The organism is Mesorhizobium sp. P2_E7 (assembly GCF_056403855.1).
Map to the genome: position 1 here is coordinate 2,122,604 of NZ_JBFUER010000001.1, position 17,087 is coordinate 2,139,690.

At 63.0% G+C, this 17,087-nt stretch carries 20 protein-coding genes; 5 read left to right on the top strand and 15 right to left on the bottom strand.

Features of this window, described 5'->3' with window-relative positions:
* Nucleotides 1-27 precede the first annotated feature (27 nt).
* Together AC1DYC_RS10740 and AC1DYC_RS10745 are read right to left on the bottom strand one after the other, a co-directional pair.
* Complete coding sequence (locus AC1DYC_RS10740; RefSeq protein WP_477406101.1) at nt 28-471, bottom strand: CHRD domain-containing protein; 444 nt, start codon at nt 469-471, stop codon at nt 28-30.
* 166 nt (nt 472-637) lie between these two features.
* Nucleotides 638-1,921 (bottom strand): cystathionine gamma-synthase family protein, encoded by a 1,284-nt coding sequence (locus tag AC1DYC_RS10745; RefSeq protein WP_477406103.1) that lies wholly within the window; start codon nt 1,919-1,921, stop codon nt 638-640.
* A 123-nt stretch (nt 1,922-2,044) separates the two neighbouring features.
* On the opposite strand from AC1DYC_RS10745, the gene AC1DYC_RS10750 reads away from it, so the two are divergent.
* Nucleotides 2,045-2,503, top strand: coding sequence for an Lrp/AsnC family transcriptional regulator (locus AC1DYC_RS10750; RefSeq protein ID WP_477406105.1), 459 nt, complete (start codon nt 2,045-2,047; stop codon nt 2,501-2,503).
* A 133-nt stretch (nt 2,504-2,636) separates the two neighbouring features.
* Here AC1DYC_RS10750 and AC1DYC_RS10755 read toward each other — a convergent pair whose 3' ends face one another.
* From AC1DYC_RS10755 to AC1DYC_RS10775, 5 genes are read right to left on the bottom strand one after another with little or no spacing between them, the layout of a single operon-like run.
* A complete protein-coding gene (locus tag AC1DYC_RS10755; protein WP_477280423.1) occupies nt 2,637-3,608 on the bottom strand; it encodes an ABC transporter substrate-binding protein in 972 nt (323 codons plus the stop codon).
* Between the two features lie 39 nt (nt 3,609-3,647).
* Nucleotides 3,648-4,802, bottom strand: a complete 1,155-nt coding sequence (locus tag AC1DYC_RS10760; protein ID WP_477406107.1) for an ABC transporter permease — start codon at nt 4,800-4,802, stop codon at nt 3,648-3,650.
* The gene (locus AC1DYC_RS10765; protein WP_477406109.1) at nt 4,799-5,677 is read right to left on the bottom strand and encodes an ABC transporter permease; all 879 of its coding nucleotides are present in this window, start codon (nt 5,675-5,677) and stop codon (nt 4,799-4,801) included. Before AC1DYC_RS10765 ends, AC1DYC_RS10760 begins: the two co-directional genes overlap by 4 nt.
* Nucleotides 5,678-6,214 carry an endonuclease domain-containing protein gene (locus tag AC1DYC_RS10770; protein WP_477406111.1) on the bottom strand — a complete coding sequence of 179 codons (537 nt, stop codon included), beginning with the start codon at nt 6,212-6,214 and terminating at the stop codon, nt 5,678-5,680.
* Nucleotides 6,204-6,995, bottom strand: coding sequence for an ABC transporter ATP-binding protein (locus AC1DYC_RS10775; protein WP_477406113.1), 792 nt, complete (start codon nt 6,993-6,995; stop codon nt 6,204-6,206). The genes AC1DYC_RS10770 and AC1DYC_RS10775 overlap by 11 nt, the downstream gene beginning before the upstream one ends.
* 116 nt (nt 6,996-7,111) lie before the next feature.
* On the opposite strand from AC1DYC_RS10775, the gene AC1DYC_RS10780 reads away from it, so the two are divergent.
* Entirely contained in the window at nt 7,112-7,516 is a 405-nt protein-coding gene (locus AC1DYC_RS10780; RefSeq protein WP_031193071.1) for a cupin domain-containing protein, read from the top strand.
* 17 nt (nt 7,517-7,533) lie between these two features.
* Here AC1DYC_RS10780 and AC1DYC_RS10785 read toward each other — a convergent pair whose 3' ends face one another.
* The 5 genes from AC1DYC_RS10785 to aptA form a co-directional block, all read right to left on the bottom strand.
* Nucleotides 7,534-7,917, bottom strand: coding sequence for a hypothetical protein (locus AC1DYC_RS10785; RefSeq protein ID WP_477406115.1), 384 nt, complete (start codon nt 7,915-7,917; stop codon nt 7,534-7,536).
* Between the two features lie 16 nt (nt 7,918-7,933).
* On the bottom strand, nt 7,934-8,272 hold the full coding sequence (locus tag AC1DYC_RS10790; RefSeq protein WP_477406117.1) for a hypothetical protein: 339 nt from the start codon (nt 8,270-8,272) through the stop codon (nt 7,934-7,936).
* Between the two features lie 35 nt (nt 8,273-8,307).
* Nucleotides 8,308-9,759 carry a dihydropyrimidinase gene (gene hydA / locus AC1DYC_RS10795; RefSeq protein WP_477406119.1) on the bottom strand — a complete coding sequence of 484 codons (1,452 nt, stop codon included), beginning with the start codon at nt 9,757-9,759 and terminating at the stop codon, nt 8,308-8,310.
* Nucleotides 9,760-9,822: 63 nt separating this feature from the next.
* The gene (locus tag AC1DYC_RS10800) at nt 9,823-11,073 is read right to left on the bottom strand and encodes a Zn-dependent hydrolase (protein WP_112560328.1); all 1,251 of its coding nucleotides are present in this window, start codon (nt 11,071-11,073) and stop codon (nt 9,823-9,825) included.
* Nucleotides 11,074-11,142: 69 nt separating this feature from the next.
* Nucleotides 11,143-12,471, bottom strand: a complete 1,329-nt coding sequence (gene aptA, locus AC1DYC_RS10805; RefSeq protein ID WP_477406121.1) for an omega-aminotransferase AptA — start codon at nt 12,469-12,471, stop codon at nt 11,143-11,145.
* A 242-nt stretch (nt 12,472-12,713) separates the two neighbouring features.
* On the opposite strand from aptA, the gene AC1DYC_RS10810 reads away from it, so the two are divergent.
* Nucleotides 12,714-13,355, top strand: a complete 642-nt coding sequence (locus tag AC1DYC_RS10810; RefSeq protein ID WP_477406123.1) for a TetR family transcriptional regulator C-terminal domain-containing protein — start codon at nt 12,714-12,716, stop codon at nt 13,353-13,355.
* Nucleotides 13,356-13,603: 248 nt separating this feature from the next.
* On the opposite strand, the gene AC1DYC_RS10815 is transcribed toward AC1DYC_RS10810, so the two are convergent.
* A complete protein-coding gene (locus AC1DYC_RS10815) occupies nt 13,604-14,476 on the bottom strand; it encodes a helix-turn-helix transcriptional regulator (protein ID WP_477406125.1) in 873 nt (290 codons plus the stop codon).
* Between the two features lie 103 nt (nt 14,477-14,579).
* Here AC1DYC_RS10815 and AC1DYC_RS10820 point away from each other — a divergent pair, with 103 nt between their 5' ends.
* Both AC1DYC_RS10820 and AC1DYC_RS10825 read left to right on the top strand, forming a co-directional pair.
* Entirely contained in the window at nt 14,580-15,419 is an 840-nt protein-coding gene (locus AC1DYC_RS10820) for an SDR family oxidoreductase (RefSeq protein WP_477406127.1), read from the top strand.
* Nucleotides 15,416-16,138 carry an SDR family oxidoreductase gene (locus AC1DYC_RS10825; protein ID WP_477406129.1) on the top strand — a complete coding sequence of 241 codons (723 nt, stop codon included), beginning with the start codon at nt 15,416-15,418 and terminating at the stop codon, nt 16,136-16,138. The genes AC1DYC_RS10820 and AC1DYC_RS10825 overlap by 4 nt, the downstream gene beginning before the upstream one ends.
* A 25-nt stretch (nt 16,139-16,163) precedes the next feature.
* Here AC1DYC_RS10825 and AC1DYC_RS10830 read toward each other — a convergent pair whose 3' ends face one another.
* Both AC1DYC_RS10830 and AC1DYC_RS10835 read right to left on the bottom strand, forming a co-directional pair.
* Nucleotides 16,164-16,541, bottom strand: coding sequence for a DoxX family protein (locus tag AC1DYC_RS10830; protein ID WP_477406131.1), 378 nt, complete (start codon nt 16,539-16,541; stop codon nt 16,164-16,166).
* A 68-nt stretch (nt 16,542-16,609) separates the two neighbouring features.
* Complete coding sequence (locus tag AC1DYC_RS10835; protein ID WP_477406132.1) at nt 16,610-17,068, bottom strand: carboxymuconolactone decarboxylase family protein; 459 nt, start codon at nt 17,066-17,068, stop codon at nt 16,610-16,612.
* Nucleotides 17,069-17,087 lie beyond the last annotated feature (19 nt).

The following is a 17,087-nucleotide window of genomic DNA, read 5'->3' on the forward strand; positions in this document are numbered from 1 at the left end:
CCGCCCCTTTTTGTCGGTTTGATCGGGCTACTTCGCCGCCTCGATCTGCCCGCGAATCTCGCCGTCCTTGTTCGCCGCAGTATGGACATTGACGTAATAGTTGCCGGCAGCCAGGTCGGCGGCCTGCGCGTCCGTCAGTTCCGCCGAACCCTTGATCGGGCTCTTGAGCTTGCCTTTGAACGGGATCACGGGCGCCGCGTTCGCACCCATCACCGCCGGGCCATGAATGTGCGCAGCCGTCGCCGGCCCACTGAGGCCGGAATATTTGACGTTCCAGCTGAGCTTCTTCTTGGCGGTGTCGAACGTGAGAGTGGCGGTGCCTTTGCCCTTGGTGGTGACGGGCGGGCTCTGCTGGCTGCCATCGAGCGTCGCCTTGTATTTCACCACCTCGGCCATGGCCGGAGACGCGAGAAGGAAGGCGGTCGAAATCGCCAGCGCCGAAAGCGCCGGCAAGACGGATTGTGTGCGCATGAAGAACCTCCGATTGCATGTCACATGCGTCGCGGCTCCCCCGGCGCGCGCATGCCTCAACCGGAACGTCTGAACGACGCAATGTTTCCCGACACACGGTTTTGTGACCGGGAAAACAAAAAAGGGGCGATCGCTCGCCCCCTTTCCACTCCCAGAAGAGCTGCCCTCAGACCGTTGCCAGCGCCTGCGTCAGGTCGGCGATCAGATCGTCCGGGTGTTCGACGCCGATCGAAAGCCTGACCGTGGTCTCCAGCACGCCGATGCGCTGGCGCACATCGAAGGGAATGCCGGAATGGGTCATCGCAGCCGGGTGGCTGGCGAGCGACTCCGTGCCGCCGAGGCTCACCGCCAGCTTGAAGATCTGCAGCCCGTTGAGAAAGGCGAAGGCCGCCTTCTCGCCGCCCCTGATGTCGAAGGAGAAGGTCGAGCCGGCGCCGCTGCACTGCGCCTTGTAGGCGCGGCCGGCAGCAGTGTCCTCACCGAGGAACGGCAGATAATGCACCTTCTCGACCTTGGCATGATCGCGCAGGAATTCGGCGACCAGGCGCGCATTGTCGTTAGCCCGCTCCATGCGGATCGACAGCGTCTCAAGCGAACGGCCGAGCATCCAGCAGGAATGCGGATCGAGCTGCGTGCCGATGGCGCCGCGCAGCGCCTTGATCGGCTTGGTCACCGCCTTGCTCCCCATGGCCGCACCGGCGATCAGGTCGGAATGGCCTCCGACATATTTGGTCAGCGAATAGACCGAGACATCGGCGCCGTGTTCGATCGGCCGCTGGAACACCGGGCCGAGCAGCGTGTTGTCGCAAACGATGATTGGCGTCGACCCTTGCTTGGAGCCAATCTCGTCGGTGATCTTTCTGATCAGCGCGATATCGACCAGACTGTTGGTCGGGTTCGACGGCGTCTCGATCAGGATGACGGAGACACGCCCCTTCGCCACGGCGGCGTCTGCAGCCGAGCGCACCGCCTTCTCGTCAACGCCATCGGCAAAACCGACCGCACCGATGCCGAAACCGGACAGCGTGCGCGTGAGTAGCGTCTCGGTGCCGCCGTAAAGCGGCTGCGAATGCAGGATGACATCGCCCGGACGGGCATAGGCGAGCAGCGTCGTCGCGATCGCCGACATGCCCGACGAAAACAGGATGCAGGCGTCGGTCCCCTCATAGACCGCCAGACGGTCCTCGACGATCTCCGAGTTGGGATGGTTGAAGCGCGAATAGACCAGGCCGGACGCCGTGCCGCTCGGCGGCTCCTTGCGGCCCGACGTGTAGTCGAAGAAGTCGCGCCCCTCTTCCGCCGACTTGAACACGAAGGTCGAGGTCAAAAAGACCGGCGGCTTGACGGCACCTTCCGACAGCTGCGGATCGAAGCCATAGCTCAGCATCAGCGTCTCGGGATGGAGCTTGTGGTTGCCGATATGGGTTTTCGACGGGCGTGGCGCGGTCATGGCTTTTCCTAGCTTTTGAGGGGGTGCTGCGCGGCAATTTATGCGATCCCCATCGCGCAGTCCTTGCTATTTTCGGCCTCGCATGGCTGCATCCCGGCAACAAACTGCCGGGAGCGAGCAAAATTGCAGCAGAAGATAGCCGACGATTTCGATCTCAAAATCCTGCGCGAATTGCAGGCCGACGCGCGCATCACCAACAATGAGCTGGCCGAACGCATCGGCCTGTCGCCGTCGCCGTGCCTGCGGCGCGTGCGGCGGCTGGAGGAAGCCGGCATCATCCGGGGATACACCACGCTGGTTGATCCCTCAGCCTTCGGCTGGAGTATGGTCGCCATCGCCACCGTCAGGCTCAGCCGCCAGAACGAGGACGAGATCGTCATGTTCGAAGACGCGATCCGCGGCTGGGAGGAGGTGCTGGAATGCCACCTCGTCACCGGATCGCGCGACTATGTGCTGAAGGTGGTGACCGGCAGCCTCGACCAATACGAGCGCTTCATCAAGGAAAAGATCGCAAGGCTGAAATGCGTCGCCTCGATCGAAACCAGCTTCGTCATGAACACCATAAAGGAACGGCGCCTCTGACAAATGCATGTCGCCCAAAAGTGTGCAGCGGTTTGGGGGCAACGACATGCATCAAACAAAGAAAGAGAGCGGTTCTTTCGAACCGCTCTCTCGGAGGCGCCGTTTTGAAGATCAGACTGCAGCCGGTTAGGGCTTATTTGATCGCCTTGTCGGTGATCGCCGTGGTGTAGGCGCCGGTCGGCGCCTTGGTGATGATCTTCTGGTCGAGCAGCGCCTTGGCGGTCCGCTCATAAGTCGCCGGGTCGAGCTTGCCGTCGGCATTGTCGATCAGCTTGGCAACTTCGCTCATCATCCGCTTCTGGTGGTTTTCGTCCTGGCCACCGCCGTCCATGACGATGCCTGCGGCTTCGTCATTGTTGTCGATGGCGTATTTCCAGCCCTTCATCGAAGCGCGCACGAAACGCACCATCTTGTCTTCGAAGGCCGGATCCTTGAGCTTGTCTTCCGAGGCGTAGAGCCCGTCCTCGAGCAGGTCGTTGCCCATCGCCGAGTAGTTGAACACGGTCAGCTGTTCCGGCTTATAGCCGGCGTCGATCAGCTGCCAGTACTCGTTGTAGGTCATGACCGAGATGCAATCCGCCTGCTTCTGGATCAGCGGCTGCACGTCAAAGCTCTGCTTCAAGACAGTGACACCGTCCGGGCCGCCTTCGGTCTTGAGACCGAGCTTGTTCATCCAGGCGTAGAACGGATATTCGTTGCCGAAGAACCAGACGCCGAGCGTATGGCCCTTGAAATCGGCTTCGGTCTTGATCGGGCCGTCCTTCGGGCAGACCAGTTCCATGCCGGCCTTCTTGAACGGCTGGGCGATGTTGACCAGCGGCACGCCCTTTTCGCGCGCGGCCAGCGCCCCACCCATCCAGTCGACGATGACGTCGGCGCCGCCGCCGGCAATCACCTGCTCGGGCGCGATATCGGGACCGCCCGGCTTGATGTCGACGTCGAGGCCTTCGGCCTCATAGAAACCCTTGGCCTTGGCGACGTAGTAGCCGGCAAACTGGGCCTGCGTGACCCATTTCAGCTGCAAGGTCACCTTGTCGGCGGCCATGGCCTGGAACGCGGCCAGCGACATTGCGCCGGCCAACAACGGAATGATCAGTCTTTTCATGTTTTTACCCTCTGAAGTTAACACCCAAAACCCACCGCCCTATCCACCACGGACAGAGGGATGCCAAAACGTGACGGCTCTCTCGATAAGAGCGACCACGCCATAAAAGACCGAACCCGCAAGGGCTGCAACTGCGATTTCGGCCCAGACCATGTCGATGTTCATCCGCCCGACCTCGGTCGAGATGCGAAAGCCCATGCCGACGACGGGCGTGCCGAAGAACTCGGCGACGATGGCGCCGATCAGCGCCAGCGTCGAGTTGATCTTCAGCGCGTTGAAAATGAAGGGCGCCGCAGCCGGCAACCGAAGCTTCAAGAGCGTCGGCCAGTAGCCCGAGGCATAGGTGCGCATCAGGTCCCGCTCCATATGGCCGGAGGCGGCAAGGCCGGCGACCGTGTTCACCAGCATCGGAAAGAAGGTCATGATGATGACCACCGCCGCCTTGGACGGCCAGTCGAAACCGAACCACATCACCATGATCGGCGCCACGCCGATGATCGGCAGCGCCGAGACCATGTTGCCGATCGGCAAGAGGCCGCGGCGCAGGAACGGCACGCGGTCGGCCGCAATCGCCACGAGAAAGCCGGCGCCGCTGCCGACGACATAGCCGAAGATCACCGCCTTGAATATGGTCTGCCGGACATCGGCGCCGAGCACCGGCAGGGAACTCGCGATGCGCGCGCCGATGGCGCTCGGCGGCGGCAAAAGGATGAAGGGGATGCCGGCGCCACGTGTCACCGCTTCCCAGATGATCAGAATCCAGGCGCCGAAGATCGCCGGGATGATCAGGCGCAGCGCCATGCGGACACCTTTGGCCATCGGGCGAAGCCCCGACAGCACCGCCACGCAGCGCCAGGCCAGCAGCCAGGCAGCGGCGAGCAGCAGGAAATACGGCGCCAATGCTGCGCCTTCGAAACCGGTAATGCCGGAGATCAGCATCCAGGCGACGAGGTGGGCGCCGATAAACAGCACCACGGCCTCCGCCAGCGGCGGAATCCTGAGCATCGAGATCAGCCCCGCCAGCACGGCCAGGCCGATCATCGGGGTCTTTATTCCGAAATAGGGATAGTCGAAGCTGGCGGCCGGATTTGCCAGTGCAGCCGCTTCCGGCTTCGACATCGCGCCGAGCGCCATAGCGACGAGGCACAGCACGATGGCCAGCACCGCTTGCCAGGATGGCTTCAGCCAGTTCATGCCGGCCTCCCGCCCATGGCGCGGTCGACGAGGCGCCCGACGATGCCGACCACCATGACCAGAAGGGCGGCCACCACCGAGCCGGCAACCAGCGCCGACCAGATATCGATGGACTGGCTGTAATAGGCTCCGGCGAGCAGTTTGGCGCCAATGCCGGCCACCGCTCCGGTCGGCAGTTCACCGACAATGGCGCCGACCAGGCTTGCCGCCACCGCCACCTTCATCGAGGTGAACAGGAACGGCACCGAGGCCGGCACGCGGAGCTTCCAGAAGGTCTGCGAGGCGCTGGCATTATAGGTGTGCATCAGGTCGAGATGCATGAGTTCGGGCGAACGCAGCCCCTTCACCATGCCCACAGTCACCGGGAAGAACGACAGATAGGTCGAGATCATCGCCTTCGGGATGAGACCGGTGACGCCAATCGCCGCCAGCACGACGATGATCATCGGCGCCACCGCCAGGATCGGGATGGTCTGCGAGGCGATGATCCACGGCATCAGGCTGCGGTCGAGCGTCGCCACATGCACGATGCCGACCGCAATGATGATGCCGAGCGCGGTGCCGAAGGCAAAGCCGAGCAGCGTCGACGACAGCGTCACCCAGGCATTGTAGACGAGGCTGCGGGTCGAGGTGATGGGCCGCAGGAACGTGTTCTCGAAGAAATTTACCGCCACCTGATGCGGCGCCGGCAGTGTCGGCTTCGGCTGCGACAGCGTCTTGCCGATGAATTCGCTCAAGGTAGGCGTTTCACCGGCTCGCCGGTCAAGATCGCGCTGGAACGGCGCGTTGAGGATGACGGCGAAGACATACCAGAGCACCACCACGCCCAGGAGGATGGAAGTGACGGGAATGAGCTTGTCGCGGAAGGTGTCCATCTAGCGAGCCTCGCCAGCGTGGCGCCCTCCTCTCCCCAACGGGGAGAGGGTGGCCGGAGCGAAGCGGAGGCCGGGTGAGGGGGTAGAAATCTTTCCGTCAAGGCAAGCCAAGATCGTATCAAGAACGGCTCGGCGCTCGGCCAGAACCTCGTGATTCCAGAAGCGCAGAACGGAATAACCTTGACCATTCAGCCAAGCTGTCCTGGCGGGATCGGTCAGCGAATCCGCGTGTTGACTGCCATCGAGTTCGACAATCAGCCCCTGCTCGGGACAAACGAAATCGGCGATGAAAGGTCCGAGTGGCACTTGCCGCACAAATTTATAGCCGTTGAGATGACGTCCTCTTAGTTCCCCCCAAAGCCGGTACTCAGCTTCGGTTTCGTCAAACCGCAGCTTTCGGGCGCGAGCGGTTGCCCCGATCTTTCTCTTGGTCGGATCCGTCAGCGCTGCCCCCTCACCCGACCTCCGCTTCGCTCCGGCCACCCTCCCCCCGTTGGGGAGAAGAGGGAGCCCGTCCTGCGCCCCCTCAATCATCATAGCTGTGCCCTGCCCGCAGACCGTCGCGCACCCGGGCCGCAATCGCCAGAAACTCCGGCGTCTCGCGGATATCGAGCGGCCGCTTCTTCGGCAGCGTCGATTCGATGATGTCGGTGACCCGGCCGGGGCGCGGCGACATGACGACGATGCGGGTCGACAGGTACACGGCCTCGGGGATGGAGTGGGTGACGAAGCAGATCGTCTTGTTGGTCCGCGCCCACAGTTCCAGAAGCTGTTCGTTGAGATGGTCACGCACGATCTCGTCCAGCGCGCCGAACGGTTCGTCCATCAGCAGCAGATCGGCGTCGAAGGCGAGCGCGCGCGCGATCGAGGCGCGCTGCTGCATGCCGCCGGAAAGCTGCCAGGGATATTTCTTCTCGAATCCGGAGAGATTGACGAGGTCCATTGTGCGCTTGATGCGCTCGGCCTGCTCGGCTCTGGACAGACCGATGATCTCCAGCGGCAGCGCCACGTTGCGCTCGATCGTACGCCACGGGAAAAGGGCTGCCGCCTGGAAAACATAGCCATAGGCGCGTTTCTCGCGCGCCTGCTCCGGTGTCATGCCGTTGACCGAGATGGTGCCCGAGGTCGGCTTCTCCAGATCGGCGATGACCCGCAGCAAGGTGGTCTTGCCGCAGCCGGACGGGCCGATAAAGGAGACGAATTCGCCCTTGCCGATGGTCAGGTCGACATTGGAGAGCGCCTGTACCGGACCGTCATTGGTCTGAAAGGTGAGGCCGAGTTTGCTTGCCGAAACGACGGCTGGCGATTGTCCTGTCATTGGCAGCCAACCGCCTTTCGCTGCCGCTGCCGCGCAGGATGAAATGCCGTTGCATTTGCGTTGATGTTGTTTTCCACTCGTCCAATCCCACCTAATCGACGCCCGGAGCCTTGCCGATGTCGCCCAAACCCACCTGCCACCTTATCCGTCCTGAAAGCACTTATGAAGGCAAGCAGGGACTGACCTATTTTGCTGGCATCGCCGCCGAAACCGTCGGCTCGTCTGGCATCTGCATGCATCTGCTCACCTTGCCGCCCGGCGCCCGCGCCAAGGCGCATCTGCATGAAAGCCATGAGACGGCGATCTACGTGCTCTCCGGCGAGGTCCACACCTGGTATGGCGACCGGCTTGAGAACCACATCGTCGTCAAGGCCGGCGACCTGTTCTACATTCCCGCCGGGGTGCCGCACCTGCCGGCCAATTTGAGCAACGCCCCATCCTCGGCCGTCATCGCCCGCACCGATCCCAACGAACAGGAAAGCGTCGTCCTGCTGCCGGAACTGGATGCGCTGGTGGCCTGACGCTGACGGGGCTGCCGTCATTTGCACCGCGCGACCTCGCCCATGACGTTGCCGTCCTCGTCGGCGATCGTCAGCTTCTTGGTGTTCTTGGCGCTGCGCTTGATGGTGAACTTGGTCGGCTCCTGCCCCTCCTCGCCTTCCGCCTCACAGGTTGCCGTCACCACCAGCGACCCATCGGCCTGCGCCTGCTTGTCCGTGAAGGTGCAGGCGCTGGCGGCGGTGACCAATGCCTCGTCGGTCAAGAGCAGCATCCGATCGGCGGCGACCTCCTGGCCGTTGCGGTTGATGCAGCCATATTTGTCGCCATAGGGTTTCGACAGGTCGATGCCGGCCGCGAAAGCCTGACCGGCAGCCAAAACGGCAAGCACCGCCACAGAGAGACCAAAACCACGCACACTCATTCCCCCAAATCCAACGTCACGAACACGGTAGCAGCGGCCCCATTTCTTCAAGGCCGGGAATGGTCACGAAGAAACCACCCTCGCCCTTGTTGGTGACCACAACGATTTCAGTCGTCGTCCCCGCCTCGCCCTCGGCGGAACAGGTCGCATCAAGCGATTGCGTTCCCGGCGCCGCGGTCAACTGCTGCGCGAACCGGCAGCCGCTGCCATAGGTCTCGATGCCCTCCGCGGTCAGCACGATATAGTCGTCACGGTCCTGAAAACCGGCCTTTGCAAAGACACAGCCGGCGTCGTTGCCCCAGGAGCCGAGCAGCCTGTCGGCTGCGGTTGCGGGACCAGCGATGACGATCGCCACGACAAATGAGATTAGCGCTGCGGAGCTCGGCAACCTCAGACCCCGGTCGCCGGAATGCCGGTGCGTTCCACCTTACGCGGCGCGGTAATGTCCTTCCAGGTTGACAGCGCCCGGTTGACCGCAGCGTTCGGCTCGCGGGCGACGAACTCGCCATGGCCGGGCTTGGCCTTGATCTCGGCTTCCTCGATCGACAGCTCGCCGCGAGAAAAGACGAAGCGCGGCAGGCCGGTCACCTCAAACCCTTCGAAGACGTTGTAGTCGATCACCGACTGCTGCTTCTTCGAGGTGATCTTCTTCTTGCGCTTCGGGTCCCACACCACGATGTCGGCATCGGCGCCTTCGACGATGGCGCCCTTCTTCGGATACATGTTGAGGATCTTGGCGATGTTGGTCGAGGTCACGGCGACGAACTCGTTCATCGTCAGCCGCCCGGTGTTGACGCCGGTCGTCCACAGCACCGGCAAGCGGTCTTCGAGCCCGCCAGTGCCGTTCGGGATCTTGGTGAAATCGCCGACGCCGTTGCGCTTCTGCTTGGTGGTGAAGGCGCAGTGGTCGGTCGCCACCACTTGCAGCGATCCGGCCTGCAGGCCGGCCCACAGCGAATCCTGGTGCAGCTTGTTGCGGAAGGGCGGGCTCATGACGCGACGCGCCGCGTGGTCCCAGTCCTTGTCGAAATACTCGCTTTCATCCAGCGTCAAATGCTGGATCAGCGGCTCGCCGAACACACGCATGCCCTTCTGCCGCGCCCGGCGGATCGCCTCGTGCGCCTGCTCGCAGGAGACATGCACGATATAGAGCGGCACGCCGGCCATGTCGGCGATCATGATGGCACGGTTGGCCGCCTCGCCCTCCACCTCCGGCGGCCGCGAATAGGCATGTGCCTCCGGCCCGTTATTGCCGGCGGCCAAGAGCTTTTGCGACAGAGCGGCGACCACGTCGCCATTTTCGGCATGCACCAGCGGCAGCGCGCCGAGATCGGCGCAGCGCTGGAACGACGCATACATCTCGTCGTCGTCGACCATCAGCGCGCCCTTGTAGGCCATGAAATGCTTGAACGAGGTAATGCCCTTGTCGACGACGGTCGCCATCTCGTCGAACACCTGCTTGCCCCACCAGGTGATCGCCATGTGGAAGGAGTAGTCGCAGGACGCCTTCGAGGTCTTGTTGTCCCACATCTGCAAGGCTTCCAGCAGCGACTGCTGCGGCGCCGGCAAGCAGAAATCGACCACCATCGTCGTGCCGCCGGAGAGCGCCGCGCGGGTGCCGGATTCGAAATCGTCGGCCGAATAGGTCCCCATGAACGGCATTTCGAGATGGGTGTGCGGGTCGATGCCGCCCGGCATGATGTAGCAGCCGGTGGCGTCGAACTCATGGTCGCCATGCAGGTTCGAGCCGATGGCGACGATCTTGCCGTGCTGCATCAGCACATCGGCCTTCCACGTGCGGTCGGCGGTGACGATGGTGCCGTTTCGGATGACTTTGGTCATTTTCGTGTTCCCTTGTTCTTGCCGCGCTTCTTTGTGAGCGTCGTTTGAATCCAGATTTTTAGTTCACGCCACGATCCCCGCCGTCTCCACCACCGCATGGAACAGCACGTCAGCGCCGGCGCCTGCCCATTCCTTGGTGATTTCCTCGGCCTCGTTGTGTGACAACCCGTCAACGCAGGGGCACATCACCATGGCGGTCGGTGCAACGCGGTTGATCCAGCAGGCATCGTGGCCGGCGCCGGAAACGATGTTGCGGTGGGTATAGCCGAGGCGATCGGCGGCGTCGCGGATCGCCTTGACGCAACCGGCATCGAAGGTCACCGGGTCGAAGGCGCCGACCTGCTCGACCTTGTACTGGATGTCGAGCGCCTCGCAGATCGTGTCGATGCCTTCGCGGATGCGGCCGTCCATGGCGTCCAGCACTTCCTTCTCAGGCGAGCGGATGTCGATGGTGAAGACGGTGCGCCCGGCAATGATGTTGCGCGAGTTCGGAAACACTTCCATGTGGCCGACCGCACCGACGGCATCCGGCTGGTAGTCCATGGCGATCTCGTGCACCAGCTCGATCACGCGCGCCATGCCGAGCCCGGCATTGCGGCGTTTGGGCATCGGCGTCGAGCCGGTATGCGCCTCCTTGCCGGTCAGCGTCACCTGCAGCCATTTCAGGCCCTGGCCGTGGGTGACGACGCCGATGTCGATGCCTTCATCTTCCAGAATTGGCCCCTGCTCGATATGCAGTTCGAAGAAAGCGTGGATCTTGCGATCGCCGACCTTTTCGGTGCCCTTCCAGCCGATGCGCTCCAGCTCCTCGCCGAATTTTTTTCCCTGTTTATCGGTGTGCTGATACACGTCCGCCTGCTCCAGCACGCCGGCGAACACGCCGGAGGCCATCATCGCCGGAGCAAAGCGCGAGCCTTCCTCGTTGGTCCAGTTGGTGACGACGATCGGATGCCTGGTGGTGATGCCGAGATCGTTGAGCGAGCGGATGATCTCCAGTCCGCCGAGCACGCCAAGCACCCCGTCATATTTGCCGCCGGTCGGCTGCGTATCGAGATGGCTGCCGACATAGACCGGCGGCAGGCTGGGATCGGCGCCTTCCCGGCGGGCAAACATGGTGCCCATCTCGTCGAGGCCCATTTCGAGCCCGGCCGCCTCGCACCAGCGCTTGAACAGATGCCGGCCCTCGCCGTCCTCGTCGGTCACGGTCTGGCGATTGTTGCCACCGGCAATGCCGGGGCCGATCTTCGCCATCTCCATGATGGAATCCCACAAACGGTCTGAATTGATTCGCAGATTCTCGCCTGGGGCGGCCATTCAAAATCCTCTCATTTCATATAACCAACCGGGCGGCGGTTCCCGCCACCGCCCGATTGGCTGGATAGATTAGTCTATCGCCCTCAGCACTTCACGCACATGGTCGATCAGTTCGTTGATCTGGCCCTTGGTGATGATCAGCGGCGGCGACAGCGCGATGATGTCGCCAGTGGTGCGGATCAGTGCGCCGCGCTCGAACGCCTTGACGAAGGCGGAGAAGGCCCGCTTGGTCGGCTGGCCGGCAATCGGCGCCAGTTCGATCGCGCCGATCAGGCCGATGTTCCTGATGTCGATGACATGCGGCTCATCCTTCAGCGAATGCAGCGCATCTTCCCAGTACGGCGCCAGCTCTTCGCCACGGGTGAGCAGGCCTTCTTCCTTGTAGGTATCGAGCGTGCCGAGTGCTGCGGCGCACGCAATCGGATTGCCCGAATAGGTGTAGCCGTGGAAGAACTCGATCATGTGCTCGGGGCCGGTCATGAAGGCGTCGTGGATTTCCTTCTTCACGAACACCGCCCCCATCGGGATGACGCCGTTGGAAACGCCCTTGGCGGTGGTCATGATGTCGGGCGTGACGCCGAAATAGTCGGCGGCGAAGGGCGCGCCGAGGCGACCGAAACCGGTGATGACCTCGTCGAAGATCAACAGGATGCCGTGCTTGGTGCAGATTTCGCGAAGCTTCTGCAAATAGCCCTTCGGCGGCAGGATGACGCCGGTGGAGCCGGCGACCGGCTCGACGATGACGGCGGCGATGGTCGAGGCGTCATGCAGCGCAACGATCCGCTCCAGCTCGTTGGCGAGCTCCGCGCCGTATTCCGGCACCCCCTTGGAGAAAGCGTTCTTCTCCGGCAGGTGCGTATGCGGCATATGGTCGACGCCGCCGAGCAGCGTGCCGAACATCTTGCGGTTGCTAACGATGCCGCCGACCGAGATGCCGCCGAAATTGACGCCGTGATAGCCGCGCTCGCGGCCGATCAGGCGGGTGCGTGCGCCCTCACCCTTCACACGGTGATAGGCGATCGCCATCTTCAGCGCCGTGTCGACCGATTCCGACCCGGAATTGGTGAAGAAGACATGGTCCATGCCCTTGGGCGCAATGTCGACCAGGCGGTTGGCCAGTTCGAACACGATGGGGTGGCCCATCTGGAAGGCCGGCGCATAGTCGAGTTCGGCCGCCTGATGCTGGATCGCCTCGGTGATCTTGGGGCGGCAATGGCCGGCATTGACGCACCACAGGCCGGCTGTGCCGTCGAGCACCTTGCGGCCATCGCTGGTGGTGTAGTGCATGTCCTTGGCGGACACGAACATGCGTGGCGCCTGTTTGAACTGCCGGTTTGCCGTGAACGGCATCCAGAATGCGCTGAGATCGTTCGGCGTGACTTTCAGCCGGTTGGACATGACCAAGACTTCCCCTTGTAACCTGTTTCGGTGCGGCTAACGCTTGGTCTTTCCAACACTTGGTCTTTGCGACGTTTTCATGCTACGCAAATTTTGACCGATTGGACAAACGTTAGCACCGCCCTGTCGGCGGTCAAGGGATTACTAGCGGAAATGCGGCCTCTGAAGTGCGCTCCACGGCTCAGGGAAAAACTGGTCCAGAGAATTGGTCCAGATGACCCGCGCGACCAAGGCTTGGCATTATGACCGACGCCATCGAAGGCTCCGCTCCTCGCCGCACCCGCATCCAGCAGGAAAAGCGCGAACTGATCCTGGAAGCGGCGCTCGAAGTCTTCTCCACCAACGGCTTTCGCGGCTCGACCATCGACCAGATCGCCGAAGCCGCGGGGATGTCGAAGCCGAACCTGCTCTACTATTTCCGCCGCAAGGAAGACATCCACGAGACGCTGATGGAACGGCTGCTTGCGACCTGGCTGGCGCCGCTCAGGGAACTCGACGATATCGGCGATCCGCTGACAGAACTGCGGAGCTACATCAGGCGCAAGCTTGAAATGGCGCGCGATTTTCCGAGGGAAAGTCGGCTGTTTGCCAACGAGATCCTGCAAGGCGCGCCGCGCATCATGCCGCTTTTGGAAGGCGAGCTGAAAACACTGGTCGACGAAAAGGCCAACGTCATCAAGGGCTGGATGCGCGCCGGCAAGATTGCCCGCACCGATCCCTGGCACCTGATCTTTTCGATCTGGGCGACGACGCAGCACTATGCCGATTTCGACGTCCAGGTCCGCGCCGTGCTTGGCGCCGACCGCGGCGGCGACGGCCGCTTCGAGGATGCGGCGCGCTTTCTCGAACAGCTGTTTATCGATGGGCTGAAGCCGAAGGGCTAGTGTTGTTGCTGACCTCGGAGATTAGCCGAGGCACTCGTGACTTCGTCATCCACGGGCGGAGCAAGGGGCGTAGCGACGCAGCGCAGACCCGAGGATCCATGCCGCGACGTCCGAGCGTTGCTACGGTCCAGAATTCTGCACCGCTGTACTCCACGGCCAAGGGAACGGCATGGATCCTCGGGTCTACGCGTCCGCTTCGCTTCCGCTCCGCCCGTGGATGACGAAGTGAGAGGCGCCGCCAGCCAACCTTACGCGCTGCGGCGCTCCCCAGGAACCGCCTCAAGCAATTCCTGCAGCTTCGCAACTGAATTCTGCTCGGCGAGCGGCGTGTAGACGATCAGCTTCATATCCGAGCCGTCATCGATCGACAGGCTCATATGCTCGAACGCCATGGAGCCGGCGACCGGATGGCGCAGATATTTCTTACCGGACAGACGATGCACCACGTCGCGTTGCGGCCACCACTCCCGGAATTCCGGGCTTGAGCGCATCATCAGCGCGATCAGCCGCTCGAAATCCGGATCGCCGGTGTATTTCGCGCTCTCGGCGCGAAACGCGGCAAGGGTTGCGCGCGCCAGTTGCTCCCAGTCGACAAGCAGGTGCCGCCTGTGCGGATCGGTGAACACGCCATGGATGATGTTGCGGGCATCGCCCTCCAACAGGCCGTAATCGCCGAAAATGGCGACGGCTCCGGCATTCCAGGCCAGCACATCCCAGCGCGGCCCGACAATATAGGCCGGTTGCAGGACCAGGCTTTGCAGCATGTGAAGGAGGGGACCTTCGACCTTGACCGGGGTAATGCGCCGCCGCTCGGGCTGCTGGCGGCCGGCAAGCGTGAACAAATGCCGCTTCTCGGCGGCATCGAGGCGCAAGGCCTCGCAAAGCGCCGTCAGCACCTCCACCGAAGGCCGCACATCCCTGCCCTGTTCCAGCCAGGTGTACCAGGTCGTGCCGACGCCGGCGATCATCGCCACCTCTTCGCGGCGCAGACCGGGCGTACGCCGCCTGGCACCGGCCGCAATGCCGGTGGCAGACGGCGAAAGCCTTTCGCGGCGTGAGCGCAGGAAGGCGCCAAGCTCGCGCCGGCGGCTGTCTTCGGGTGATGGTGCGGAAACATCCATGAGGCTCAGTATAGCAGTATCGATACCAGGATAAAGTTTGAACTGTTTGGCGAGCGCAAAGCGCCCCATCTTGGCATCCAGAGCGAAAATGGAGGCTCCCGACATGGACCTGAAAGACAAGACAATCCTCATCACCGGCTCGACCGATGGCGTCGGCCGCGTCGTCGCGCAAAGGCTGGGCGCCGGCGGCGCGCGCGTGCTTGTGCATGGCCGCGACGCCGCACGCGGCAAGGAAACCGTCGCCGAAATCGAAGCCGCCGGCGGCAAGGCGGAGTTTCTCGCCGCCGACCTCGCTTCGCTGGCCGAGGTTCGCCGCCTTGCTGAGGCCGTGCGCGCAAGAACCGGCCGGCTGGACATCCTGATCAACAATGCCGGCATCGGCACCGCCGGCGCCAAGCGCCAGCTCAGCGCCGACGGCTACGAACTGCGCTTTGCCGTCAATTATCTCGCCGGTTTCCTGCTGACGTCGGAGCTGCTGCCGCTGCTCAAGGCGAGTTCGCCTTCGCGCGTCGTCAATGTCGCCTCGGCCGGCCAGCAGGCGATCGATTTCGGCGATGTCATGCTGACCCGTTCCTATGACGGCGTGCGCGCCTACTGCCAGAGCAAGCTGGCGCAGATCCTATTCACCATCGATCTCGCCGGCGAGTTGAAGGGCACCGGCGTCACCGTCAACGCCCTGCATCCGGCGAGCTACATGAACACCACCATGGTCCGCCAGGCCGGCGTGACGCCATGGAGTTCGGTCGAGAGCGGCGCCGACGCCATCCTCAACCTCGCGACCTCGCCTGATCTTGAGGGCCGCAGCGGCCTCTATTTCGACGGCCAAAGGGAATCCCGCGCCGATGCGCAAGCCTATGACGCCAAGGCGCGACAGCAATTGCGAACCCTGAGCCTGGACCTCGTCGGCCAGGCCTCCGCAAAATCGAAGGAACAGCATTCATGACCAGCAACATCCAACACACAGTCATCATCGGCGGCTCGTCAGGCATCGGACTGGCGACCGCACGCAGACTGCTTGGCCCAAGCATGAAGGTGACCATCACCGGCCGCAACCGGGACAAGCTGAACAGCGCCTGGACGAGCCTCGGCGGTGCCGCCGACAAGGCAGCCTTCGATGCGTCGAAGCCGGACGAAGTCCGCCAGTTCTTTGCGGACGTCGGACCCTTCGATCACCTCGTTCTGGCCGCCAGCGGCGGCAAGGGGCTTGGCCCGTTCGCGAGCCTTGACCTAACCGACATCGCCGGCGGTGTCGACGAGAAGGTCCGGCCACAGCTGTCTTGCCTGCAGGCAGCCTTGCCGACGCTCAACAAATCGGGATCGGTCACCTTCATATCGGCGGTGTCGGCGCAACTGACCGCGCCCGGCGTTGCCGGCATCGCCGCCGTCAACGGCATGCTCTTGACCGTGGTGCCGATCCTCGCGGTCGAACTGAAGCCGCTGCGCGTCAACGTCGTCGCGCCCGGCGTCATCGACACGCCTTGGTGGGACTTTTTGCCCGACGAGCAGCGGCAGGCGGTCTTTGCCGACTATGCCGGCAAGACCCCTGTCGGCAGGATCGGCCACGCCGAAGACGTTGCCGGCGCAATCGCCTTCCTCGTCTCCAACGGTTTCATGACCGGCCAGGTGCTGACCTGCGATGGCGGTTTGCGCTACGCGGCGTGAGCCGTCGAGCTTCGCGGCGTAGTTGCTAGAGCGACTGCGCAATCAACGTCAGGAATCCACCGGCCAGCGCGACATTGCCGACAAAACCGTTGATGCGCGATGCCCGGTCCGGGCCCTTATGGTCCCAGAAATTGTGGAACATCGGCGTGGCGACGATCAGGAACAGCACCAGCGCAGCACTGCCGATCGCGGTCCAGAGGCCCGCCATCATCAGCGCGCCGGCTATGGTCTGCAGGACGATGCCGGCCCACAGCGCCAGCTTGGCCTGCGGCACGCCGCGCGCGGTCATCAGCCCGGTCAGGAAGGCCTCGTTCTGAACATTGCGCAAGCCGGCGACGACGAAGGCGCCGCCGAGCAACAGGCGGCCGACAAACAACAGACAAGAGGGCAAATCGACAGGCATAAAACTCTCCCCTTAAAAACAGTTGGAGCGCCGCCCTCTCGACGGCGCTCCATTACAAAACCGGACGATCAGGCTGCTTTGGCAGCCGGCATCGGGTGAATGGCATGGAACGGGATGCAGAGCCGGTTCCAGGTGTTGATCATGCCGATCGCAACAGACAGCTTGACCAGTTCTTCTTCCGAGAAATGCGCGAGCGTGCGGGCATAGAGCTCATCCGAGACACCGTTATTGGCGATCAGGGTCGTCGCCTCGGTCCAGGCAAGCGCCGCACGTTCGCGCTCGGAAAACAGCGGCGATTCCTTCCAGGCCGAAACCAGATAGAGCCGCGTCTCGGTCTCGCCGTCGCGCCGCGCCTCGCGGCTGTGCATCTCGACGCAGTAGGAGCAGCCGTTGATCTGCGAAGCCCTGAGCTTGATCAGATGCAGCAGGCCCACTTCCAGCCCGCATTCGTCGACGGCCTTGTTGAGCGCTGACACCGCCTTCATGATTTCCGGCGCCTTGGCGAAAAATTGCAGTCTCTGTTTCATCGTCTTTCCTTTCACATCT